The sequence below is a fragment of the Vibrio sp. 1CM24A genome (genome assembly GCF_023161725.1).
Taxonomy (GTDB): Bacteria; Pseudomonadota; Gammaproteobacteria; order Enterobacterales; family Vibrionaceae; genus Vibrio; species Vibrio coralliirubri.
Genome location: NZ_JALNTS010000002.1, coordinates 505336 through 526226 on the forward strand (window position 1 = coordinate 505336; position 20891 = coordinate 526226).

At 42.4% G+C, this 20891-nt stretch carries 29 protein-coding genes and 2 pseudogenes; 2 read left to right on the forward strand and 29 right to left on the reverse strand.

Features of this window, described 5'->3' with window-relative positions; translation table 11 throughout:
• Positions 1-9: 9 nt before the first annotated feature.
• The 21 genes and pseudogenes from MSG38_RS06190 to MSG38_RS06285 all read right to left on the reverse strand — a co-directional run bounded on the left by MSG38_RS06190 (position 10) and on the right by MSG38_RS06285 (position 12401).
• A complete protein-coding gene (locus MSG38_RS06190) occupies positions 10-429 on the reverse strand; it encodes a GNAT family N-acetyltransferase (RefSeq protein ID WP_248401290.1) in 420 nt (139 codons plus the stop codon).
• An 80-nt stretch (positions 430-509) separates the two neighbouring features.
• Positions 510-941, reverse strand: coding sequence for a DUF2000 domain-containing protein (locus MSG38_RS06195; protein WP_248401291.1), 432 nt, complete (start codon positions 939-941; stop codon positions 510-512).
• A 151-nt stretch (positions 942-1092) separates the two neighbouring features.
• Positions 1093-1500, reverse strand: coding sequence for a VOC family protein (locus tag MSG38_RS06200; protein WP_248367905.1), 408 nt, complete (start codon positions 1498-1500; stop codon positions 1093-1095).
• Between the two features lie 43 nt (positions 1501-1543).
• Positions 1544-2662, reverse strand: coding sequence for an SAM-dependent methyltransferase (locus MSG38_RS06205; RefSeq protein WP_248401292.1), 1119 nt, complete (start codon positions 2660-2662; stop codon positions 1544-1546).
• Between the two features lie 482 nt (positions 2663-3144).
• Positions 3145-3483 (reverse strand): aldehyde-activating protein, encoded by a 339-nt coding sequence (locus MSG38_RS06210; protein ID WP_048615768.1) that lies wholly within the window; start codon positions 3481-3483, stop codon positions 3145-3147.
• 45 nt (positions 3484-3528) lie between these two features.
• Positions 3529-3945 (reverse strand): NUDIX hydrolase, encoded by a 417-nt coding sequence (locus MSG38_RS06215; protein WP_050649977.1) that lies wholly within the window; start codon positions 3943-3945, stop codon positions 3529-3531.
• Positions 3946-4199: 254 nt separating this feature from the next.
• Positions 4200-4787, reverse strand: coding sequence for a cold shock and DUF1294 domain-containing protein (locus tag MSG38_RS06220; protein WP_050649978.1), 588 nt, complete (start codon positions 4785-4787; stop codon positions 4200-4202).
• A gap of 112 nt (positions 4788-4899) precedes the next feature.
• Entirely contained in the window at positions 4900-5241 is a 342-nt protein-coding gene (locus MSG38_RS06225; protein ID WP_017078746.1) for a hypothetical protein, read from the reverse strand.
• 123 nt (positions 5242-5364) lie between these two features.
• Positions 5365-6210, reverse strand: a complete 846-nt coding sequence (locus MSG38_RS06230; RefSeq protein ID WP_050649979.1) for an MBL fold metallo-hydrolase — start codon at positions 6208-6210, stop codon at positions 5365-5367.
• Positions 6211-6318: 108 nt separating this feature from the next.
• The gene (locus MSG38_RS06235; RefSeq protein ID WP_017057358.1) at positions 6319-6732 is read right to left on the reverse strand and encodes a GFA family protein; all 414 of its coding nucleotides are present in this window, start codon (positions 6730-6732) and stop codon (positions 6319-6321) included.
• Between the two features lie 19 nt (positions 6733-6751).
• Positions 6752-6847, reverse strand: a pseudogene (locus tag MSG38_RS06240) (GFA family protein); the annotation flags it as partial.
• 76 nt (positions 6848-6923) lie between these two features.
• Positions 6924-7058, reverse strand: coding sequence for a hypothetical protein (locus MSG38_RS23970; protein WP_086969968.1), 135 nt, complete (start codon positions 7056-7058; stop codon positions 6924-6926).
• A 238-nt stretch (positions 7059-7296) separates the two neighbouring features.
• Positions 7297-7647 (reverse strand): hypothetical protein, encoded by a 351-nt coding sequence (locus MSG38_RS06245; RefSeq protein WP_248401293.1) that lies wholly within the window; start codon positions 7645-7647, stop codon positions 7297-7299.
• 158 nt (positions 7648-7805) lie between these two features.
• The gene (locus MSG38_RS06250) at positions 7806-8177 is read right to left on the reverse strand and encodes a DUF4440 domain-containing protein (RefSeq protein ID WP_248401294.1); all 372 of its coding nucleotides are present in this window, start codon (positions 8175-8177) and stop codon (positions 7806-7808) included.
• Positions 8178-8289: 112 nt separating this feature from the next.
• A complete protein-coding gene (locus MSG38_RS06255; protein WP_248401295.1) occupies positions 8290-8574 on the reverse strand; it encodes a YciI family protein in 285 nt (94 codons plus the stop codon).
• Positions 8575-9259: 685 nt separating this feature from the next.
• Positions 9260-9811, reverse strand: coding sequence for a hypothetical protein (locus MSG38_RS06260; RefSeq protein ID WP_248401296.1), 552 nt, complete (start codon positions 9809-9811; stop codon positions 9260-9262).
• A 38-nt stretch (positions 9812-9849) separates the two neighbouring features.
• Complete coding sequence (locus tag MSG38_RS06265; protein ID WP_248401297.1) at positions 9850-10248, reverse strand: hypothetical protein; 399 nt, start codon at positions 10246-10248, stop codon at positions 9850-9852.
• A 135-nt stretch (positions 10249-10383) separates the two neighbouring features.
• Positions 10384-10992 carry a sugar O-acetyltransferase gene (locus tag MSG38_RS06270; protein ID WP_248401298.1) on the reverse strand — a complete coding sequence of 203 codons (609 nt, stop codon included), beginning with the start codon at positions 10990-10992 and terminating at the stop codon, positions 10384-10386.
• 96 nt (positions 10993-11088) lie between these two features.
• Complete coding sequence (locus tag MSG38_RS06275; protein ID WP_017097421.1) at positions 11089-11463, reverse strand: VOC family protein; 375 nt, start codon at positions 11461-11463, stop codon at positions 11089-11091.
• A gap of 78 nt (positions 11464-11541) precedes the next feature.
• Positions 11542-12258, reverse strand: coding sequence for a pseudouridine synthase (locus tag MSG38_RS06280; protein ID WP_348983501.1), 717 nt, complete (start codon positions 12256-12258; stop codon positions 11542-11544).
• On the reverse strand, positions 12240-12401 hold the full coding sequence (locus MSG38_RS06285; protein ID WP_017059212.1) for a hypothetical protein: 162 nt from the start codon (positions 12399-12401) through the stop codon (positions 12240-12242). Before MSG38_RS06285 ends, MSG38_RS06280 begins: the two co-directional genes overlap by 19 nt.
• Positions 12402-12610: 209 nt before the next feature.
• Between MSG38_RS06285 and MSG38_RS06290 the strand changes: the two genes are divergently transcribed.
• Entirely contained in the window at positions 12611-13012 is a 402-nt protein-coding gene (locus tag MSG38_RS06290; RefSeq protein ID WP_017065706.1) for a YkgJ family cysteine cluster protein, read from the forward strand.
• A 52-nt stretch (positions 13013-13064) separates the two neighbouring features.
• On the opposite strand, the gene MSG38_RS06295 is transcribed toward MSG38_RS06290, so the two are convergent.
• The 8 genes and pseudogenes from MSG38_RS06295 to glpT form a co-directional block, all read right to left on the reverse strand.
• A complete protein-coding gene (locus tag MSG38_RS06295; protein ID WP_248401300.1) occupies positions 13065-13466 on the reverse strand; it encodes an NUDIX domain-containing protein in 402 nt (133 codons plus the stop codon).
• Between the two features lie 228 nt (positions 13467-13694).
• Positions 13695-14075 (reverse strand): STAS/SEC14 domain-containing protein, encoded by a 381-nt coding sequence (locus tag MSG38_RS06300; protein ID WP_248401301.1) that lies wholly within the window; start codon positions 14073-14075, stop codon positions 13695-13697.
• A gap of 112 nt (positions 14076-14187) precedes the next feature.
• Positions 14188-14691: an HAD family hydrolase gene (locus MSG38_RS06305; protein ID WP_248401302.1), complete on the reverse strand. Its 504-nt coding sequence runs from the start codon at positions 14689-14691 to the stop codon at positions 14188-14190.
• 43 nt (positions 14692-14734) lie between these two features.
• On the reverse strand, positions 14735-15235 hold the full coding sequence (locus tag MSG38_RS06310; RefSeq protein WP_248401303.1) for a GNAT family N-acetyltransferase: 501 nt from the start codon (positions 15233-15235) through the stop codon (positions 14735-14737).
• Positions 15236-15274: 39 nt separating this feature from the next.
• Positions 15275-16219 (reverse strand): D-2-hydroxyacid dehydrogenase family protein, encoded by a 945-nt coding sequence (locus MSG38_RS06315; protein ID WP_248401304.1) that lies wholly within the window; start codon positions 16217-16219, stop codon positions 15275-15277.
• A 96-nt stretch (positions 16220-16315) separates the two neighbouring features.
• A complete protein-coding gene (locus MSG38_RS06320; RefSeq protein WP_248401305.1) occupies positions 16316-16780 on the reverse strand; it encodes an ASCH domain-containing protein in 465 nt (154 codons plus the stop codon).
• Between the two features lie 262 nt (positions 16781-17042).
• A pseudogene (gene glpQ / locus MSG38_RS06325) lies at positions 17043-18083 on the reverse strand (glycerophosphodiester phosphodiesterase).
• A 93-nt stretch (positions 18084-18176) separates the two neighbouring features.
• The gene (glpT, locus tag MSG38_RS06330) at positions 18177-19550 is read right to left on the reverse strand and encodes a glycerol-3-phosphate transporter (protein ID WP_248401306.1); all 1374 of its coding nucleotides are present in this window, start codon (positions 19548-19550) and stop codon (positions 18177-18179) included.
• Between the two features lie 555 nt (positions 19551-20105).
• Here glpT and MSG38_RS06335 point away from each other — a divergent pair.
• Entirely contained in the window at positions 20106-20825 is a 720-nt protein-coding gene (locus tag MSG38_RS06335; protein WP_248401307.1) for a lipoprotein, read from the forward strand.
• The last annotated feature ends 66 nt before the right edge of the window (positions 20826-20891 follow it).

A 20891-nucleotide genomic window follows, 5' to 3' on the forward strand; every position in this document is an offset into this window, starting at 1 on the left:
CTTAATACGCTACTTTTTGACGAGCGATTTAGTGAGAAACGATAGCGAGGAATCTACAGGGTAATTTTCTAACACCATCTGGCATTCATACCCTCGTTTCTCATAGAAAGGTTTGGCTTGGAAACTTAATGTATCGACCAAGGACGACGTACAACCTTGAGACTGTGCATACTCTTCAATACGTTCAAGTAGATCACTGCCGACTTGCTTTCCTCTCATCGAATCGTCGACCCAGAGGAACTTAATCAGTAACCAGTTTCCCCAAAGATCAGCAATAATGCCACCGACTTTGTTGCCTTCCTCCATCGCGTAGTACGCAACTTGAGACTTGGGGACCCCTTCCAGAAACGGTGTGTTGTGTTTGATTAACCCGCCTCGGACTTCATTAATGTTTTCATCGGAGGGTTCGATATCTAATTGGTATTCCATTGACTTCCTATCTCTGGATTAACGGCTTATGTAACATGTTCGATGCACTTACTAGCAGATAGCTAAACCACTAAAGTGAGTTACTTATACAAGCTAAACTTCTTTGTAAACTCACGTAGAATCTCCGTGTCACCAAACAGGCATACACCAAGATACTCAAGGTCTTCTTCTTTGATTTCTTTGGTTCGTTGCTGCTGCTCAACAGAACCACCTTCGATCATTGAGCTTGTAAAATCGGTAAATTTAATACCACGGCTGAAGGCTTCTTCACGCACTTTTCTAAGCTTATTTGAGTTGTCTGCTTTCAGCACGATGAAAGGATAATGAGATAAATTAGGGTGGGCATTGCCATCCAAGTCTTCATAGTCAACGTAGCAAGTCTCGTCACTTTCTAATTGATTAGAGAGGCCAACGCTCAAGTGCCCTAGCACGTTCAATGTTCTTCCTAAATCCATCTTTTTGCTTAAAACCGCTATGAATCGTTTTTGGCTTTCGTCTGGTAAATGGCTCACTACATATCCTCATTCATTCCTAATCACAGTATTTGTATAACGCATTACTGGGGCGTGAGCAATGCAACCTTAGTACTCAGTTAATACGTTTAGTCCATCCAATAATGCCGAGCAAAGACCAGTATTTGGTATCAAACCACAAGGTCATGATTTAATGAATATCTTGGCAGAACCTAAAGAGATAACCGTCAGGAGTTTGAACGATGAACTGCTTCTGAGTCGCAATCGAATCACCACATTGATAAGACTTCGACTCTAACGCTAAGTAAATAGAATCAGCGGCGCTTTCATTTACTTTCTGATAAAGAGGTTCGATGTCGATAACATCCCATTGAAAGTTTACGCCACGCCCTAAAGGTAACGCCAGATCACCTGAAAGCCATTTTCGACTTTTGCCCGCAATCCCTTCAAGCATCACATCAACACCATCAAGCGTTAGATAAGCAAACTCCTCATCTGGGCGCTCGTATTTCACTTCAAACCCTAACACATCGACAAAGAAGGATTTGCTCACATTAATATCGAAACAATAAAGCTCCGGAACTACTCGTAACGTCATGATTTATCCTTTGCACGTGCACTTAGAAATATGGAAAAACTGTTCAGGATGCCCACTTATCAAAAACAGCTTCAATATTATGTCCGTCTGGGTCATGAATAAAACATGCGTAATAATTTTCGGTGTAATGTGGACGGGGCCCTGGAGCACCATTGTCTTTAGCTCCGGCCAACAGCGCAGCATCATAAAACTCATGGACTTGTTGTTGGTTGGCGACCCGAAAGGCAATGTGGAAACTCGTTAAAGGCCCCTCTACATTCGAACTGCATATCTCAAATAAAAAGCCTTTTCCTAAATCAAAAGCCCAGAACTTTCCCTTTTCTCCAAAGGCGACTTTATACCCAAGTGGGCGAAACGCCTCTTCATATTGTGTTAATGCAAAACCATTTTCAGACAACAATGTTTCGATCTCTTCAGCGTTGAAGAACGATACCCAAGGTTCACCTACCTTTGCGGATAAGTTTTTAATGGTTTCCGCTCGCTTCGTCGCCTTGGGATACCCTTTACCAAAACAAGCTTCAGGATCATTTTTTAGCGATTCATCGACATACGATATAAAGAAAGTAGAACCAGAATGTTTCGTAAGCTTAGACAACTCTTTAATGGTCGAGGCTGTCGCGTCTTTGCTTATGTATTGCGAAACACCTTCTAGGGTAATGATCGTGCGCTTCGATTGATCGACCCCCGCCGCCAAGAGCTGTTCTGTGAGTGACTGGCGATTAAAATCGACACCGACATAGGTAACATTGCTCGCGTTAGGCAAATCTTTAGGCAGTTTAGAGCGTTTTCTAGTTTGGACTTCGGGCTGGTCCACTTCAAAAACCTTCAACGAAGATGGTAGCTCAAGGCGATGAGCTCTCAAGTCATACCCAGCCCCTAATATGATGTATTGCTCTGCACCACTCGCTGCATTCTTTTCGACAAGATCATCCATGAATCGGGTGCGAGAGATTAGGTGCTCATGAAAACCAGGGGCAAACTTTTGAGTTATCCAAACGCTAAGCTTATGCCCCATGAGTTTGATCAGACTTGCGCCTAAAACAAACCGTTTTGCATAAGGGTCGTTAATCACGCGCTGATCAGGTTTAGCCAAGGTTTCGATATAACGCTGTTTTGCCACACCTTGGGCAGTGCCGTCTTTTCTAAAAATCGAATCACTCATAAAGCCCCCTTCTATAAAAACTTACGCCGTATTATGTCATGGGAAACAAGACACCAACCTAAAACCATAAATCTTGATGCATAAACTCAGACTTAGCTCCAAAGTACCAAAGGTTAAGAATCTTCTTTTTATTCTAGAGGGCTATGCGAGACTTTCTTTATTGGCTGACACACTAACAACACGTAAACCAATACAAAACTAAGCACAATGGTACCTAAAGTGCTAAACCCAGCATAATTCATTGAAGTCGAAACCGTAAAAGGGGCAACAAAGAAGAGTGAATAGTAATAAGCAGTAAAGGGCTTCAATACTTGAGCGCATTGTTTACATGGCATGTGCTTGGAAGGGTGCAACTTCGATTTCTCTTTAATAGAAACCGACGCCCCACAATTAGGACACTTGAACATAGAACACTCCTTTGGTACCACCAAACCTACCGTTTCAATACTGCTAGGCGTGGTCAAAGTATCTTGTTAGTTGACTTAGTACGCTGCACCATTGATCTTACGCACTGGGATACTTGCAAGCACTTCATTTTCGGCCATTCTCATGTTCACGGCCAAAATATCTGCGGAGCATTTCTCTGTCGTTACATAGTGCGTTAAACATCCACATGACTTACAACGATGAAATTCTACTTCTTTATCGCCCCAGCAATAAAACTCAGTTTTCTCGCTCAAGTTGATCTGAACTTGCTCTGGAGAAAAATACGCCCAAGCGGCAGCATAACGACGGCAGATAGAACAATTACACTCCCCGACTTCATCTGGAAGCGAACTCAGTTCTAAACTCACGTTTCCACAGTGACACTTTAATTCCATTTGAGTATTCCCTGTATTCGCATAGCAACGAACTAACAATTTGCATTACTGCGCTAGCTTCGCAAGGATGGCTGGATCGCTCAACAGATTCGTCAGAGGAAGAAACAATGGCTCAGGTAACTCATCTAGCTTAAACCATTTCCATTGCTTACATTTATCAGGCTCTGTCACCTGTGGTTCGCCGCTAACGTCAGAAGCAACAACAAACAGCGTTATATAGTGCTTGTTCTCTTTCTCAAAAATATCATTGGTAAAAGAAAGCTTCTCAAATCCACTAACAACAAGGCCAGTCTCTTCAAGTGTTTCACGTTTGGCACACTCTTCAATGCTCTCACCCCATTCAAGGTGTCCGCCCGGCGTTGCCCACGTATGAGCGCCGTGAGAACCAATTCGTTCTCCAAGTAACACTCGCCCTTCACGTAGAATAACCGCAGCGACACCTACTCTTACTTCCTGATTCACTTAAAACTCCTTGTTTCACGGAACGTGTGTTGCGTCGTGAAAAATATAATTAGACAAACATGAAACCGATTCACACTAGAGCGTCTAAGTTCAAGCTCTATAGGATAAAAAAGGATAGACATAGCGCGAGTTTCAGTCGTTTCAGATACTCGCATTTTTAAAGTATCTCGGCTCTAAAGCTGGAAGGTCCGAGAATATCTATAAAGTAAGATGACTCAATTAACCTTGGTCCGTTAGCTAACTACAAATTATGACTAAAAGAGGTTAAGCACTCCCAGCGCTAAATTCCTACCTTGTTCCGTAAACAACCAAAGAAATCCGCAGACATTTAATAAAATCGCAACCCAAAGTATGAATTTGAAAGGCTGCTTTCTTGATTTATGTCGTAGCTGAAATTGAGCTAGTAGCGCGCCAGGCCAACCACCTAAGAGAGAAAGCATATGAAGTGTTTTCTCTGACGTTCTCCAATCCCCGCTCAGTGCAGCTTGCTTATCCCAAGCGAACATAAAATACGTAAAGATGCTCAATACAATATATAAAGGGATCAGCAGTTTCTCACCATTGAACACTATGACCGATGCGGTCGCTGCTACCAAAAAACTAAACCCGAACAAGACCGTGAAAGGAAAGCCATTAGCACCTTGAACTATCACACTTTCAGCTTTTAGACGCCCTTCATTATCTTCCGTTACTTCAAAGGTAACACTGTCTTGTACTTTAGGGCGGTAACCGCGATTTGTGACAGATGAAATATGGAAAAACACCTTCAATTCACCACCAACAGAAGAAATGAAACCGTAACCCTTAGAGTCATTCCACTCTATTACCTGACCTTTGATCATAAAACGTCCTAATCTCTGACTTATAAGGGTTAACGTAGCATCACTCGATGCCTCTTAACATATAGCGGTCTAATAGACCAAAAACACCGAGTGTTTAAATACTTTGCGACGACTATACTTTAAAGCGCTTCATTAACTCTCTTTTAGAGCCCATAAGCTCTTGGTAAGATGATATGTCTATTTTGAAACACATGTGATTCTTATCATGCCGTATGTAGAAACCAGACTTATGCTGACGTAAGTAATCAGTCGGAATATCGAGCAAATGTAGATTCACACCATCTTCAAGTAAAAAATAGATTTGCTTAACCCGATTATCATCAATTTTGTCCAATGAAACCTCTAACCACCAAACAGGTAGAGCCTTGTTAATCTTGGAAAAATGAGTATTACGATTTTGAAAGTCAATACCATAGATACTTCTCGCTCGCTGCATTGCTTCTGACTTTTTCATGATTCATGTCCTAGCCTCGGATACAAATCAATTATAGCAACGAATAACATATCAAATATGCCAAGGAGATGTATAAACACTCAAACTACTGATTGATAGTATTGGAGAAGAAAACAAGTTACGCTACACATTAATACGCCTACCTGTCGGCATTGCTTCCAGACGCTCGCCTAATACTTCTTTCAACAGGCTATAAGCTTTCTTGCCTGTGCAGTGCCCTGTATAAAGTTTATCGATGGGGTATTGAGACAACGTCAATCCAAGCTCTCTAATGTCTTGCTTTGTGCCACCAATACTATTAAACAATGGTAACCCTACTAGATGGAAGCCCCCGACAACGGCTTTTATTCTCTCTCCTGGGAACAAAGTAACGGCTGTATCAACCATATTGAGAACGCCACTATGCGCACAACCGGTAAATATAACTAAACCGTCCGGCTCTTTAATCACTAACAGTAATTCATGATCAAATAAGTCACGCTCTCGTTGATTCTTCGACTGTGTATATAGGTATTTATTGCCCTTAGGTTGTTCGTGTTTCGCGCTAATATCAGTAATAACAAAGACATTGGGAGCGATCTCGGTCGTACGATTGACGAAGACTAACCGCTCATTGCTGTTTTCTAATAAATCCTTATTGATCCCGACATCACTTTTGAAACCAAAAGCCCGGAAGTGATAGCTTTTCTGTTCGCAATTTTTCAGAAACACTTTGGCTTTAGAGTTATGAGCAACAAAATCAGCGGTGCCATTACAATGATCATGATGTCTGTGTGATATAACGGCGAGGTCTACATCTTTGATATCAATACCCAGTAACGGTGCGTTTTGACAAAACGTATCGCCACTTCCCATATCGAACAAGATCTTTAGCTTCTCGGTTTCAATATGCAGTGATAGCCCGCGCTCAACAGCTAAGTCTGTCCTGTTATCCAGTCGAGAGTTATCAACCAGCGTCGTTATTTTCATAGTTCTCTTTTTATCTGATCACGAATCGCACATTGCCCAACGAAAATAAGTTCACGCTCAGCAACGACGAACCACCAAAACTAAACCGTCGCACCGTAAACCCAGTGATTACTCTCCACTTTCAAAGTGGGCAAATACTTCTGCGCCAGTCATATTGTGCGTTTCATTTTTAAATTCGTAGTATTCGGGCTTTTCATCGATGAATATCTGATGAGTTAACTTGTAATCATCTCCAGACATCAATAAACCGACAGGAAGGTGATACTGATTATTTGGCACCAAAAAGTAAAACAAGTGAGTGCCACATTTACCGCAGAACCCCCTCTCTGCCCAATCTGATGACTTATATCTCACTACATTTGATTCACCTGATATTTTGACGGAGTCAGCGCAATCAATGACTAACATCGGACCGCCAGACCAATTTCTACACATACTACAATGACAAGCCCCCAATTCATTGCTGGCGTATTCTACTTCCAACTCAACCGAGCCACATAGGCACTTTCCTTTACCTTTCATGAATCCTCCAATCTTTGCATCTACACATACTACAATGACAAGCCCCCAATTCATTGCTGGCGTATTCTACTTCCAACTCAACCGAGCCACATAGGCACTTTCCTTTACCTTTCATGAATCCTCCAATCTTTGCAATGTGTGTAAATAAATAGCGGATAAAGCTGTTTATACCGTTGACTTAATAAGAGAGGCTATTTTTTGTTTCCCTTCTCCGACAGATACGCGGCATACTTTTTAGAAATCCAATTATGAATATGAAGCCCTGTTTTACGAACAAGATACCAATCTATCGCAACTAGAATCACCAAACCGATTACAGTACCCATTATAAAACCTCCATGCTCATTGAAATGCCACTCTAGCAAATGGTTAAGAAAGGCACCGTGAACCTAAACAAACTATTAAGACTCGATATGGGTAGTTACTTTCATTCAGGAAGAATTACAGGGGTATGATGCCCGCTTATGTGGTGAGCAACGTAATACCTCCTTAAACACTAAGCGCAACGCACAGTAAAAATGCCAAGTGTTGAGAATCTTATTAAAATTACTATTATGTTCGTACTCAAAGAAATTGAAGAACTAGACAAGTAATAAATGCAGGTAGACCAGCTATAAAGAAAACCAAACCTGTCTGATAGTTCATTCGATAGTGCTCGTGTTGCTCTTTTTCGAAATCATGCCCTTCTACCATTTTGTAGACCTTATCTGTACTCGGATCATCTAACCGAGTTGTCTTACTATGGATGCCGCCTTCCCACATTAGTTTCGCTAAAACCCATATAACGATGACAACAAAGAACAAGAAGTCGATCAACTGAGTAGTCGCGAAGAAGGGAACAAACTGGGCTAGAGCTATAACCACAAGTACAGCAGAGAGGTTAATTAGAACCACTTTGTTAAACAAATCGAGCAAATTTGCCTCCTAGAGCATTACGTCAGCTTAAATAGCTGGCTGCCACCACAGAAATTAACCCATGATGCCCTAAACCTTAAAGCTGATTCAAACCAAAAATGCCAAATGTTAAGAATCTGGTTCTAAAACCTATATCTACCCGTTTTCCAAGCTTGATTCTAGATCAATTCGAAAGTTGTGCATGGCGTCCCTTGATGAAACTTCAATTGCCACCGTGAGCCATTAAAAACCCAGATAGAGCAACGTTTAGCATAATCGGTAGTCTCGCCTGACGGTGCTATTAAAACCGACTCGTATTTTAGTAGCTGAACCGATGGTTCAAGTTGAACACATTCATAGTTTTGAGAATGAATTTGAACTCCTGAAGGTTGTTCTGAACTCATCATTTCTATAATTGAAGCAAAATCATACGTGGTGCCTGATTTACCAACTTCAGAAAAGCTAGGATGGATTAGACGCTCAATATCAGGAAGGCTCTGACGTATTTCATACCGATGAAGCTCAATTTCTTGCTCAATCAAGATATCCATATATTCTCCGAATTTGATAAGGCATAACGCTAGCTTAAACACCAAAACCAACGCATAGTAAAAATACCACACTTTGTGAATCCCACTTGAAGCACTCGTTATGTACCAGATGCTAAACGAGGAACTTGAGACTGTTTGATGCTTTTGTAGGGACTATCTCTGTGACTTCATAGTAAGCTAAACCTTCTCGATTAAAAGGGTCTAGAGCAAGTACTTCATTAAGTTCATTGCGGTCGCTAATAGTGGAAATAATTACACCACCAGTTCTTGGTTCTTTGCGCCCAGATAAAATGAAGTAACCTTTAGCATATTGTTCATTTAGATAATCCACATGCTCAGGAATAAAGGCATCAATTTCCTCCAGAGAAACCTGATAAGTCAAAGAAATGATAAACATACATAATCCTTGTATTTATTTGTGCTGAAACGTAGTTGCACCTGACGACCAATTAAGTAATGAGCAACGCTGCCACCAAACTAAACCATTGTGCCTTAATCACTAAAGCCGATTCAAATTCAAACCGCCAAGCGTAGCGAATCTGCTTAAATTATTTGTTATATGCACTCACAAACATCACACTTCCATACCTGTAATGGAACAATCCTAGATTTCAATAAAACAAAAGCTTACATTGACCACATTTATTGCTTGATTAGAGTTCCCAGAATAATGCTAATGAAAATGCTGAGGTTACTAAAACAATCTATTGCCCTGTTTTGTTTCATGTTGATACTAAGTTTTGTAGTCAACTATTCAGGCGTTCACAATGAAATGACATTTACAATTTTAGGAGTGTCTCTTTTCACATCTTCGGTCATTACTTGGCTTTTACCACTCATAATCGTACTAGCTAACAATGAAGTTCAGAGAAAAGGACTGATACTATTCTTATCATTAAGCTTCCCCGTCTTCGGTGGAATCATTAGCTATTTGATTCTAATTAAACAGGTAAGAACGACGACAATGTAAGGACGAACCACTTGTGCATATAACGCCAACACCTTACCTAAACCATTGTGCTATAAACATGAAGTAAAAGTGCCTAGCATTGTGTATCACTCTTAAACTTTTTGTTATAGCTTTAACTTTGCGTAAAAGCTTTAAGGATATTATCTGCTACGGAGTTACTTTCTAAATAGTACTCTAACGAAACGTATGGGGATTTTTCATAAACTGAGCATGAAGCACCAACTCGCAAATCTCCAACCGTTTTCGAGTAGTTCGACTTACCTGCTTCAAACTGAAATACTGGATAGTGAGCCTGTAGCTTCTTGACCAAGGTACCTAGTGCAGCAATACACTCGCTCTTAGTAACAAAACCTCGCTCGATTTTAACTCGGCCCACCAAGCCAGACTTGTTATCAATTGTAACTTCGAAGTCTGTTAGAAAACTAAGCTGAGGGTCGCTTTCTAACGCTAAAGGAACTCGAAAGGTAGTAATTGGGCTATCAGTTGTAATATTGAATTTTTCCAGAGGTTTTAAAGGGAAATGGCTGGCAACTTTGACTTCAAATAAAGGGACCCCTTCACCTTGAATCCTTGTGTGTCGTTCACCAGAGTAGAAGCCAGCACCCAACATGAAACCGAGAGCAATCATGCAGACCATGACTAAAACTATTCGTATTTTGTTCATCTGATTCCTTTAATTATGGATATTGTCATAACTCCTTGTTATGTGCAATTCTCACCTGTTACTCTAATGTTTGTTACAGTTTTGTCACTGTTAGCTATAACATCTATCGAAATCCATTTTCCACTTTCCAGCCAATCTCTAAGGCCTGCGCTGCTACATACCTTCTTAGGAAAAACTCGATGTGAGTTCTGAGAAAACTTGGTTTTCATTGATTCAGTTAACAAGACATTGTGAATATTGATTTTCAATGAGATTACATTTTCATATATGGATACCGAGCTGACGGATGCATTATTGTCATCTCCCCCCAGTAAAAGTTCCTGGAATTGTTCTTTCTGGTTTTCATTACTTCTTTTAGCTGCGAAATCGGGGTAGTAGATTTTTGCCAGCATTACTAACGGTATTAATACCATTAAAGCTACTCTTAGTTTCTTCAAAGTGCCTCCATGCACATAACAGCTACTAGACAGAATAATTCTGTCTAGTTTCTAAGATAGGCAAGCAATATGCAACTAAGCCATTGCATAACAATGGCTTATGTCACAGCTAATTTAAGGCATGTGAAAAGTCACTTACTTTAATTCATCGGGAATGCGGCGATCTTTGTGGTAATACTCTCGGTCGCGTTCGTTGATTTCGCGTATCACTTTGCATGGGTTGCCGACTGCAACGACATTGGCTGGGATGTCTTTGGTGACGATGCTCCCTGCCCCTATTACTGAGTTTTCACCAATAGTGACACCGGGAAGTACGACGGTGTGAGCGCCAAGCCATACGTTGTTGCCAATACGAACAGGAACATTGAACTGCGCCGCTTTTAGCCTGAGTTCTGGGCTGATGGGATGTGTGCCAGTTGCAATGGTCACGTTAGGCGCAATCATCACGTTGTCGCCGATGAATACGTCGGTGTCATCGACCAAAGTTAGATTGAAGTTTACGTATACGTTGTTGCCTAGGTGCGTGTGACGCCCCCAGTTCGCATGTAATGGTGGTTCAATGTAGCAGCCCTCACCGACTTCGGCGAACAACTGCTTTATGATTTGTTGTCGTTTATCACCTTCACTCGGGCGAGTGTGGTTGAAATCGTATAGCACTTCTAAGCATTGAGTTTGCTCAGCAACCAAATCAACGTCGTCACAGTAGTAAACGTCTTGGCTGTGCATTTTAGCCTTTATATCCATGTTTGAACCTATTTGATCATTGCCTTATGTCGGCATAAATAAAGAAACAGATGGATAATTTGAAGTTTTCACTGGCCTTAATGCAAGTTGGATGAATTAACGCGGCCTAATGTTTTCAGCCACACGCCACAGCACACCACTTGGGTCAGTGATACAAAACTCAAGCATTCCCCATGGCTGTTCAACAACCTCGGAAACGGTAACTTCAAATTCCGACACTACATTAGAGTTTTGGATGTGTTGATACCAACTTTTTACGTCTTCAACCAGCAAGTGCATCATGTAATTGTGACAGTGCGCAGGTTCATAAAAGTTTTGCAGAAGGAACGCACAACCTCCGTGTCGTAGATAGGCGATATCGTGAAATTCAGACATCACTTCAAAGCCGATTGACTGGTAAAAACGTTTAGATAAATCGAAGTCTTTCGCGGGTACAAAAGACTTAATTTCTGAGACTTTGAGGTTTTCCATCCTACATCCTTATAGTGTTGATATTCTGGTGCTGACACGCTTAACGCTTTAAGTAGTTACGACGTTTATTGAGAGCTCTTATTGAGAATCTTGCTGAAATGAGTCAACTTCGGCTTTAGTTAGATAACGCCACTGGCCTGCTTCAACATCCAAACGAACGTCACCAATCTGTTCTCGGTGTAGGCCAACAACTCGATTCCCGACCGCAGCAAACATTCGTTTTACTTGATGAAACTTGCCTTCTGTAATGGTCAACAACACTTCTTTACTGGTAATCACTTCGAGCTCTGCCGGACGCGTCGATTTTTGTTCGCCCTGCAATTGAATGCCCGCTTTAAACTTATCAGCGACATCGTCTTTGATATCTCGTGACAATGTCACGCGATATACCTTCTTACACGACTTAGTTGGCAGCGTAATATTGAATGACCATCGCCCATCATCGGTAATTAAGACTAAGCCTGTGGTGTCAGCGTCTAAGCGCCCTGCGATGTGCAGTTCTGATGCTTTGTCTATCTCGATGTAGTTGAACAATGAAGGATAAACTTCGTCGATGTTAGAGCAGATAGTACCCGCAGGCTTGTGCATTAAGAGGTATCGAAATTCACGCAACTTAAGCGGCGTGCCATTTAACAAGATGGTGTTGCTTTCATGAACCTGAGTCGATTCATCGGTGACAATCTCACAGTTTACGTTCACCTCGCCATTATGGATGCGTTCAATCGCTTCAGGCTTGGTTAGGTCAGTGCTTTTACATAGGTATTTATCAAGGCGCATTAATCGTCGGCACCACATTTAGCACAGGGCTTGTAAGTTCGTTCACCTTGCTCGATAACCACATAGTCACCAACGCACTTGTCACATAAAGCGAGCTTTGGGTAAGCCTCTTTTTGTTTCTTTGCGTTGATGTTGCCTTCGGTGGTGTATACGGTTCTCATTTTGATGCCTTTGCTTTAATAACGTGAGAGGCGCAAATTGTATCACTGTTTACAGCTTTGATTGGAGTGGTGGTGCATAGATAAGTTGATTTTAAGTGCCGCTATTCCATGTTCCCACCCCGTAACGGCTTAACCATGAACAACAAAGTCAACGTGTCACGCTTATCAGTGGTAAAATGATAAAAGCTCACCAACCAATGAAGTCGATAATGAAAGATTGTAATCAATGCGGAAAATGCTGTATCAAATACGGAGATGGCGACCTTGCCGCGACTCAAGAAGAGATCGATTTGTGGGAGCTGTTCAACCCAGACATCTTTGAATATGTTCGAGGAAGCGAGATTTGGTTTGACCCTGAATCTGGCGAACGTTTAACTCGCTGCCCTTTTCTGGAACTGGTTCCGACGAAAGACACCAAGGCTCAAGCCAAGTACACATGTAGCATTTACTTAGACCGTCCAGAAGATTGCAGACACTACCCGAGCCTGATTAATGAGATGGTACGAGATGAGTGTGAAATGATTGAGGTGGTGGATTTACAAGACACGAAGAAAGCTCAAAGGAAACTCGACCTGTTGATGAAAGACAGCCGCCCTTCAAGCTATTCGTAAGCGATGATCTTTTGAAGATCAATCTTCAGCATTAGCTAAGTCAGCTAAAACCTTAAGCCAAATACTGGTTCGCTTCTAACCAATCAAGCGCAACCAGTGCTGCCAATGAGCATACCGCTCTGTCGTTGCCATCAACAAACTTAAGTTCTTCGATTTCGGCATCTGAAGACAGTTCGCCAGTATAATCAGCAAGATAACAAGTCAATTGCACTGAGACGCCTTCCGCTTTACCATCAGCTTGGCCTGTAAACGTCTCGACGTATTTGATGGAATCAGGCACTAAATCAACTGAGATCTCTTCTTTGATTTCGCGAACCAGTGCTTGCTCATCACTTTCGCCCGCTTCACGCTTACCACCCGGGAGATAGAACAATTCTTTGCCTTTTGATCTCACCATCAACAACTTGCCGTCTTTGATGAATATCCAAGCCAGCTTATCAATTACCTTATGCATGTCGTTAGACCTTATTTCTGTTTTAGTTCTCGTTCTTACTGAATCTGGCCGCGCTACTAGTCACGACCAAACACAGCCTGGGTATGTTACACGCTGGAAGGAATATACTCTATTGAATCGAATAGGAAATATCATCGCCAAAACGAAAAATGACAGCGTTCGAGATAATGCTCGTCAACTGTCATTCGCTATGTTTACTGATTGTTCGTTAGCTGTTCGCGAATATTATCAGTAGACCAACCACTTAAGCGCAGAGTCGTGGTCTTCGAATGACTTAATCTCACCAGACACAAACCAACTCCCTACTTTTGAAGCGAATTCTTGCCAGCTTTTATCACCATAAATCGCGATTTTGTCTATCTTCGAATTGAGCTCTAATCCCAGTTTGAAATCATCCCAAGCAGCACGTAACTCCCAACCCGTTAAGGTAGAGATATCGACCAGCATCTTGAGTTTAGATGAATCGAGTTCTTCTAGCGTGGTATTCAGAATTGGCATCATTGCTTGATAGTCATCGTGTGTGAGTTTGCCTTTCGCTTTAAACACAACGATGGTTTCACCGCTAACACGTTCAATTCCAACCGATATTCCGTGACGTTCGATACTCATAGCCTAGCCCTCATAGTGGAAACTAGACTTAGCTTAGAGGATTAGACAGCAAAGAGATGAGACGTTGGCGTCAAAACAGACAAGCGCTTTATCTGAGCTTAATATCAGAGAGTTAATCGCGCTTGTCCAACAGTTCACTTAGGCTTTGAACTTGCACGATACGTGGATGCTGTGACTTAAGCTCAACTCCTTCCGTGTTCAACCACACCGTATTCAAACCCGCTTCAAGTGCTGGGTAAATGTCTTTCTCTAAGGTGTCGCCTACCATGGTGATGTCTTGTGGTGAAACACCGAGCTTAGAAATGATGGCAGGATAAAACCCCGACTCGAACTTAGAAAAGCCAATGCTCGCCTTACAAAAGTAACCCAAGATATATTGAGACAGGCCAACACGCTCAAAGGCACGAATGATGTCCTCTTTACTGGAATCACCGGCATTGGTGGCAACATAAACTTGATGATTTTTGGAGAGTTCATCCAGTAATGCACGAGCACCACTCACTTCTTGTACGGTTTCCCAGTCACACATCTTCCCTTGTGCGTCTGGGAAATCGACCATCAGCGTATTGCCCCAGTCGAATAAGACTACTTCTGTTAATTCGATTAGCTTTGTCATCTTGCCTCCTGCATACGATGAATTATCTAATGTTTAAGCGAGCCTATAAAAACTTCTCGATAAGGATCTCGTCAAAGTACTGATCGCCAATCTTACCGTGTTTTTTAGCCGTTCCGACGATTTCAAAGCCTTGCTCAATATAGACCGCTAAAGCGCGTTCGTTATCTGCTCTTACATAGGCAAACAGCTTTTCATAACCTTTGGCTTTGGCTGCTTTAAATGTGTAATCAAATAACTGTTTTGCAACGCCCTGCCCACGGCTATTTGCATCAACATAAGTGCCAATAATACCAACGTGGTCAAAGGCCTTAGTGTAAGTAGCAAATGGTTCTACATTCTGAAAACCAAGTAACTGGTTGGTCGTTTCGTTGACTGCAACGCTAAATACACCACGTTTTGGGAACGACTCAATGAATGCCTTTTCTTCATTAACAGTAAAAGTTTGGTCCAAGATTGTATAACGCGCTTCGATAATGATTGGATTTAATACATCAATAATGCCTTGTGCATCTTCTACCGCGACTTCTCTGATTGTTAAGCTCATACTTCTCTACCTTTTTATTGCTTTGGGCAGATTCTATCGCTATATGCCATCCCTTTGATAGGACAGAATGTTGTCGAAGGCAATATCGAAGTAGAGTTCGTAGCTATTTTGTTCAACATAGCCCAAATGTGGAGTCGCAGTGACGTTTGGTAAGGACAATAGCGGTTCGGTGTCTGTAGTTACTGGCTCACAATCGAACACATCAATAGCGGCTGTTTTGGTCGGTATCTCGCGTAGTTCATGATACAAGGCCGTCGGTTCGACTAACTCGGCACGGCTGATGTTCACAAACAGTGAGTCCGGCTTCATCAAGCTGAGGTCGTGTGCCGTAACACATCCTCTGGTGACATCATTCAAACGCAAATGCAAAGAAAGCACATCAACTTCTCGAAAGAAGTCTTGTTTGGTTGTTGCTGCTTCTAATCCATCTGTTTGTGCTTGAACGCGTGAAGCTTGGCTGCCCCACACTACGACAGACATCCCAAATGCTTTGGCATATTGTGCAATGCATTTTCCGATTTTTCCGTAGCCCCAAATACCTAGCTTCAAGCCCTTCAAAGTTCGACCTAGCCCTAACGAGCCAGAATCTTGCCACTGGTTCTGTTTAAGGTTTGAAGCATAAATCGGAATATGGCGCGATGCAGCCATAATCAACGCCCAGCATAGCTCGGAGGGCGCAACAGGCGAGCCTCGGCCTTCTAACACAGTAACACCAAATCGTTCGCACATTTGTGGGTCGATATGGTTACTCACTTTGCCCGTCTGGCTAATAAGCTTGAGGTTTGGGAGCTGCGATAACAAAGTTTCGGTGATCTCGGTTCTTTCACGAATGAGCACAATGGCTTCAAACGAGACCAACTTTGCGACGAGATCTTGCTCTGAGAAAGTCTCGGTAAATACCGTGACATCGTGTTGTTCGAGTTTGTTGAAGCAATCGAGGTCTTTAACAACGTTCTGATAGTCATCCAATATCGCTATTTTCACATCACTCTCCTTGTGATTGTTAGTTATCTTGTAATGTTCAAATGAAGACTAAAATGCCAAGCCTTGCGATTCAATACGACACTCACGGTTACTGTATTACTGATAAACCACTTTGAAACGCTCCAACATAAGTAACATGTCTTCACTTGGTGAGATCTTGAGCTCTTCACATTCACGTGAGAAGAAATTCCAGTGAGCTTCTCTCCACCATTCTAGTGTTTTGTCACCCTCGCCTTCTGCAGCAGCAAACTCCGCCGTCACTTCGTTGTATTTGCACGACGACACCGACGTGATCTCAACAATACAGACGGGCTTACCATCCCAATCGGTGACGACTTGCAAGTGACCTACTACTGGTCTCCTCTCTCCTTCATGGGTATACCAATGTTCAAGGCCACAAGACGCCTGTTTTTCACCCTTGAGGATTAACTGAGCGCAGACGTTGGCGTTGTATTCATCAGCACAGTAATAGTCGGCACTAAAAGAGGTGTATTGCGAAGCAACGTCTGCAGGCAATGTGTTGAGGTAGCTATCTAGATAAGCTTTGCTTCTTTCTTCCATGATCTTTCCAAATTCAATATGAGCTTGAGCCGATAAAGACTTATAGATTAAGCATCTGGCTGCATTTGGAGTAACCTATCAAGTCAGGTTATTGCTGTAAACCGAGTGGATATCAAAGTGTGGGCTGAGAAAGAAGAATATCGGAAGGATTTCGAGGCCAATACAAGTAGATCCAAAAAGTAAAAGAAGAGCCAAAAACAGCTTTAGTGTGTGCTTTTAGCTCTGAATATCTCGTTAATAGTCGCTCGTAATTAGCAGGATATTAACGGTTCAAGAAGTCGACCGCTTTGTCTGGGAAGTCAGTAAACACACCATCGACTTTGACTTGGTTGTAGAAGACATCCAACATCCCATCAAAATTATCAGCATAAGCTGGGATTCTTCCCGGGTCAGCACGGAACGTGTACGGGTGAACATCTAAGCCCGCGTCTTTTGCTGATTTCATTAATGGCTTAATAATGATGTTATCTTTGGTCGATGCATCGTCTACCAACATTGGCTTTCAAGGGCCAATTCCTTCCGCATAAGTCGCCACTTTTTTCATGCCACCAGCTTCAAACATCCAGTCGTAACTGTACGGCGTTGCTATGTCACCTTGGTACGTCATGGTTTCATTCCAATCTGTATAGGCCATCAACTGAACGAGCTTAAGATCCATTTCCATAGCAGGCATGAGCTCATCGTTAATGCGTTGAAGTTCATTGGCGTCGAAACACTGCAAATACACTTTGTCGTCTTTCGATAGGTAACCATATTGATGCAAGGTCGCAAGCACAGCTTTGGAGATATCTTTGCCTTCGTGGCGATGGAACCAAGGTGCTTTTATCTCAGGATAGATGCCCACGTCATAACCGAGCGTTTTGTTTAGACCTTGGATCAGCTCGATCTCTTCTGCAAAGGTAGCAACGCGAAAATCAGACTGCCACATTGGGAAGCGCGTTGGATACCCTGCCACTCTTTTGCCTTGTTCATCTAGGTTAAAGCCTTCGGTCACTTTCAGGGATTTGATCTCAGCGAGCGTAAAATCAATCGCGTAGTAACGGCCATCTGCTCGTGCACGGTCTGGAAAGCGGTCCGCAACATCGGTGACTCGGTCTAGATAATGATCATGCAAAACCACCAATTGGTCGTCTTTGGTCATCACGACATCTTGTTCGATGTAGTCGGGTTTCATTGCATAAGCGAGCGCTTTAGCGGGTAAAGTGTGTTCAGGTAAATAACCAGAAGCGCCGCGATGCGCAATCACTAAAGGATCGGCGAACGCATTTGCAGATAAACTTAGTGCTAATAAGGTCAGAGACAGTTACGTTGTTTTCATTATTGTTTCCCCTTGATAAAACAGAAGCAGGATATACCTGCCTCTGTTGTTATTTATAGATGTGATTCAGTAAATACACTACTGAGCTAGCGCTTCTCTCTCTCGCTCGAGATCTTTTTGTTTATGGTGCACACGTTCACCTAAGAAGGCGTAAAGCAGACAGATGATAGAAGCTACACAAGCACCGACCAAAATAATGAAGCCGCCATCCCAGCCGTAATGGTCAACCATAAAGCCGAGTATTGCGTTCGCAGCAACCGCGCCACCTAAGTAACCAAACAAACCCGTTAGACCAGCCGCTGTACCCGCTGCTTTCTTAGGCGCAAGTTCCAGTGCATACAAACCGATCAGCATTACAGGGCCATAGATTAGGAAACCAATCGCAACCAGTGCCAACATATCAACCGTAGGGTTACCTGCTGGGTTCAGCCAATATACCAACACAGCAACTGTAACTAGAACCATGAACAAGATACCTGCAGGTGCGCGTCGGCCTTTGAATAGCTTATCTGAAATCCAACCACACAATAAGGTGCCAGGGATACCTGCCCACTCATACAGGAAGTAAGCCCAAGATGATTTATCGACAGAGAAGTCTTTTGCTTCTTTTAAGTAAACCGGAGCCCAGTCGAGTACGCCATAACGGATAAGGTAAACAAACGCGTTAGCAATCGCGATTGACCACAACAGTTTGTTAGAGAAAACGTACTTCAAGAAGATCTCTTTCGCCGTCATTTCTTTCTCATGAGACGTATCGTAGTCGTCTGGGTAATCGTCTTTGTGTTCTTCAATCGGTGGTAAGCCACAAGATTGAGGTGTATCTCTTACAGTAAACCAAACAAAGACAGCAACGAGAGTGGCAAAAAAAGCAGGAACATAAAAAGCGGTTCGCCAATCGTCGTTAAAAGCCCACAGCCCCAACAAGAACATCGGGCCAATCAAACCGCCACCCACGTTGTGAGCAACGTTCCATACCGATACGATCTCACCACGTTCTTTTCGTGACCACCAGTGAACCATGGTTCGTCCACAAGCTGGCCAACCCATACCTTGGAACCAACCATTCAAGAACAGCAGAATAAACATCGCAGTGATGCTGCCTGTTGCCCAAGGCATGAAGCCGAAGCAGAACATCACCAACGCCGACATTAACAAGCCACCGCTGAGGAAGTAACGAGGGTTAGAACGGTCAGAAACACTGCCCATTAAGAACTTAGATAAGCCGTAAGCGATAGATACCGCCGCTAATGCAACCCCTAGTTCTCCACGGCTAAAACCTTGTTCAATGAGATAAGGCATCGCCAAACTAAAGTTTTTACGGACTAAGTAGTAACCTGCATAGCCAACGAAGATGCCAAGAAACAGCTGCCATCGTAGTCGTGTGTAGGTGCTATCGATCTTATCTGATGACAAGCGATCGATATGCGCCATAGGTTTGAATATTCCAAACATAGGAACCTCATAATTATTGGGCGAAGGAAGAATTAAAATGCTCGAACGAAAAAATTTAGCGCTCATTCGAAATCAAGGGAATTGTATGTGCTTCAGTATTAATTTCTGTGATAGAGGTAGTTATTAACAAAAAATAACTTTAAATACAGCATATTAGTTTCATTTAATTAGACTGCGCTTCATGTTTTTGTTGGTGTTGTTCTTCAGTGCTGAGTTCGCTTGTACAGAAAATCACCTTTCGAGTGAGCAAATATCGAACCTTTCAAACAAGGATATGCAATTAAGTTAAACAATTGTAAACAGAACCAACCTCTTTGCGCCCAATTAATGTGAATAGATAAGTCGTACATCGCCATCAGCAATGCGTATAACTAACAATACATAGCCAATGGTGATGTTTTGTATTTCTTTCCGTTTATTTATCGAACTAGGCAGGTTGTTTATTGTACATCTCAAGCGATGCAGCAATGTCTATACACAAGGCGTGTACCCATCACCTAGTAGTGAGGTTAGTCAGTGAGCATCTCACGAATTCAACAAACGTTAGGAAATATCATGAACAAATCACTTATCGCACTCGTTCTTACTACTGTTTTAGCAGGTTGTTCATCTGGCGGTGGTTCAGAACCAGCACAACCTCAATTTGATGGCGACTATGGTTTCGAAAATATTGACCCAGGTTTTGGAAACGGCGACTCTGATAGTGATATCGACAATGGGTTTGATAATATCGACCCTGGATACGGCAAAGACGATTCAAAAAATATTGCTGATATCATTGAACAAGCTGATCTAGGCTTCGTCTACATCCCAGATATCGGTGATGTACCATTTTTTAATAAAGACACAGGTGAAGCTCATATAAGCGCCGTAAAACAACGTTCTGATGATCACGAAACACTATACAGCATCTACTTAGATGACAAGACTGTCGGTGAAATTATTGTTCGTGAAGACTATGTGACTATCAGCTCTGGTGACAAGATGATCTCAGGTGAGCAGAAGTCTTATCTTGATACTCAACATACGTTTTGGACAGTTCGAGATACGAACGGCAATGTAGTTGGTGACTTTAAGCGTCTCGACGATGGTGTTTGGGTGTTCCGTGAAGAAATGAACCGTGAGACCTTTGTAGTTAAGTATCACGACGGTCAGTGGAACTTCATCCCTGTCGCAGACATTAAAAACAAGATCAAAGACAACTTGCCGTCGCAAGCGCAAGCCACCAAAGTGCGAGCAAAAATGCAGGTTAATAAGCTACGTACTTTGAAGTAATACTTATCACCAATCCCATATCAAAAAGGCATCCTCAAATCCAAGAGGATGCCGCTCAAGCGTCAA

What these genes read in the sequence shown, in the direction of transcription:
- MSG38_RS06280 (WP_348983501.1), bottom strand. Translation starts at nt 12,258, where the DNA reads ATGTGGTGCCGACGATTAATGCGCCTTGATAAATACCTATGTAAAAGC.
- MSG38_RS06230 (WP_050649979.1), bottom strand. Translation starts at nt 6,210, where the DNA reads ATGAAAATAACGACGCTGGTTGATAACTCTCGACTGGATAACAGGACA.
- MSG38_RS06275 (WP_017097421.1), bottom strand. Translation starts at nt 11,463, where the DNA reads ATGGAAAACCTCAAAGTCTCAGAAATTAAGTCTTTTGTACCCGCGAAA.
- MSG38_RS06310 (WP_248401303.1), bottom strand. Translation starts at nt 15,235, where the DNA reads ATGAGCTTAACAATCAGAGAAGTCGCGGTAGAAGATGCACAAGGCATT.
- MSG38_RS06300 (WP_248401301.1), bottom strand. Translation starts at nt 14,075, where the DNA reads ATGAGTATCGAACGTCACGGAATATCGGTTGGAATTGAACGTGTTAGC.
- MSG38_RS06190 (WP_248401290.1), bottom strand. Translation starts at nt 429, where the DNA reads ATGGAATACCAATTAGATATCGAACCCTCCGATGAAAACATTAATGAA.
- MSG38_RS06255 (WP_248401295.1), bottom strand. Translation starts at nt 8,574, where the DNA reads ATGTTTATCATTTCTTTGACTTATCAGGTTTCTCTGGAGGAAATTGAT.
- MSG38_RS23970 (WP_086969968.1), bottom strand. Translation starts at nt 7,058, where the DNA reads ATGGGTACTGTAATCGGTTTGGTGATTCTAGTTGCGATAGATTGGTAT.
- MSG38_RS06260 (WP_248401296.1), bottom strand. Translation starts at nt 9,811, where the DNA reads ATGAACAAAATACGAATAGTTTTAGTCATGGTCTGCATGATTGCTCTC.
- MSG38_RS06270 (WP_248401298.1), bottom strand. Translation starts at nt 10,992, where the DNA reads ATGGATATAAAGGCTAAAATGCACAGCCAAGACGTTTACTACTGTGAC.
- MSG38_RS06205 (WP_248401292.1), bottom strand. Translation starts at nt 2,662, where the DNA reads ATGAGTGATTCGATTTTTAGAAAAGACGGCACTGCCCAAGGTGTGGCA.
- glpT (WP_248401306.1), bottom strand. Translation starts at nt 19,550, where the DNA reads ATGTTTGGAATATTCAAACCTATGGCGCATATCGATCGCTTGTCATCA.
- MSG38_RS06320 (WP_248401305.1), bottom strand. Translation starts at nt 16,780, where the DNA reads ATGGAAGAAAGAAGCAAAGCTTATCTAGATAGCTACCTCAACACATTG.
- MSG38_RS06225 (WP_017078746.1), bottom strand. Translation starts at nt 5,241, where the DNA reads ATGAAAAAGTCAGAAGCAATGCAGCGAGCGAGAAGTATCTATGGTATT.
- MSG38_RS06235 (WP_017057358.1), bottom strand. Translation starts at nt 6,732, where the DNA reads ATGAAAGGTAAAGGAAAGTGCCTATGTGGCTCGGTTGAGTTGGAAGTA.
- MSG38_RS06290 (WP_017065706.1), top strand. Translation starts at nt 12,611, where the DNA reads ATGAAAGATTGTAATCAATGCGGAAAATGCTGTATCAAATACGGAGAT.
- MSG38_RS06295 (WP_248401300.1), bottom strand. Translation starts at nt 13,466, where the DNA reads ATGCATAAGGTAATTGATAAGCTGGCTTGGATATTCATCAAAGACGGC.
- MSG38_RS06220 (WP_050649978.1), bottom strand. Translation starts at nt 4,787, where the DNA reads ATGATCAAAGGTCAGGTAATAGAGTGGAATGACTCTAAGGGTTACGGT.
- MSG38_RS06250 (WP_248401294.1), bottom strand. Translation starts at nt 8,177, where the DNA reads ATGGATATCTTGATTGAGCAAGAAATTGAGCTTCATCGGTATGAAATA.
- MSG38_RS06335 (WP_248401307.1), top strand. Translation starts at nt 20,106, where the DNA reads ATGAACAAATCACTTATCGCACTCGTTCTTACTACTGTTTTAGCAGGT.
- MSG38_RS06210 (WP_048615768.1), bottom strand. Translation starts at nt 3,483, where the DNA reads ATGGAATTAAAGTGTCACTGTGGAAACGTGAGTTTAGAACTGAGTTCG.
- MSG38_RS06200 (WP_248367905.1), bottom strand. Translation starts at nt 1,500, where the DNA reads ATGACGTTACGAGTAGTTCCGGAGCTTTATTGTTTCGATATTAATGTG.
- MSG38_RS06285 (WP_017059212.1), bottom strand. Translation starts at nt 12,401, where the DNA reads ATGAGAACCGTATACACCACCGAAGGCAACATCAACGCAAAGAAACAA.
- MSG38_RS06305 (WP_248401302.1), bottom strand. Translation starts at nt 14,691, where the DNA reads ATGACAAAGCTAATCGAATTAACAGAAGTAGTCTTATTCGACTGGGGC.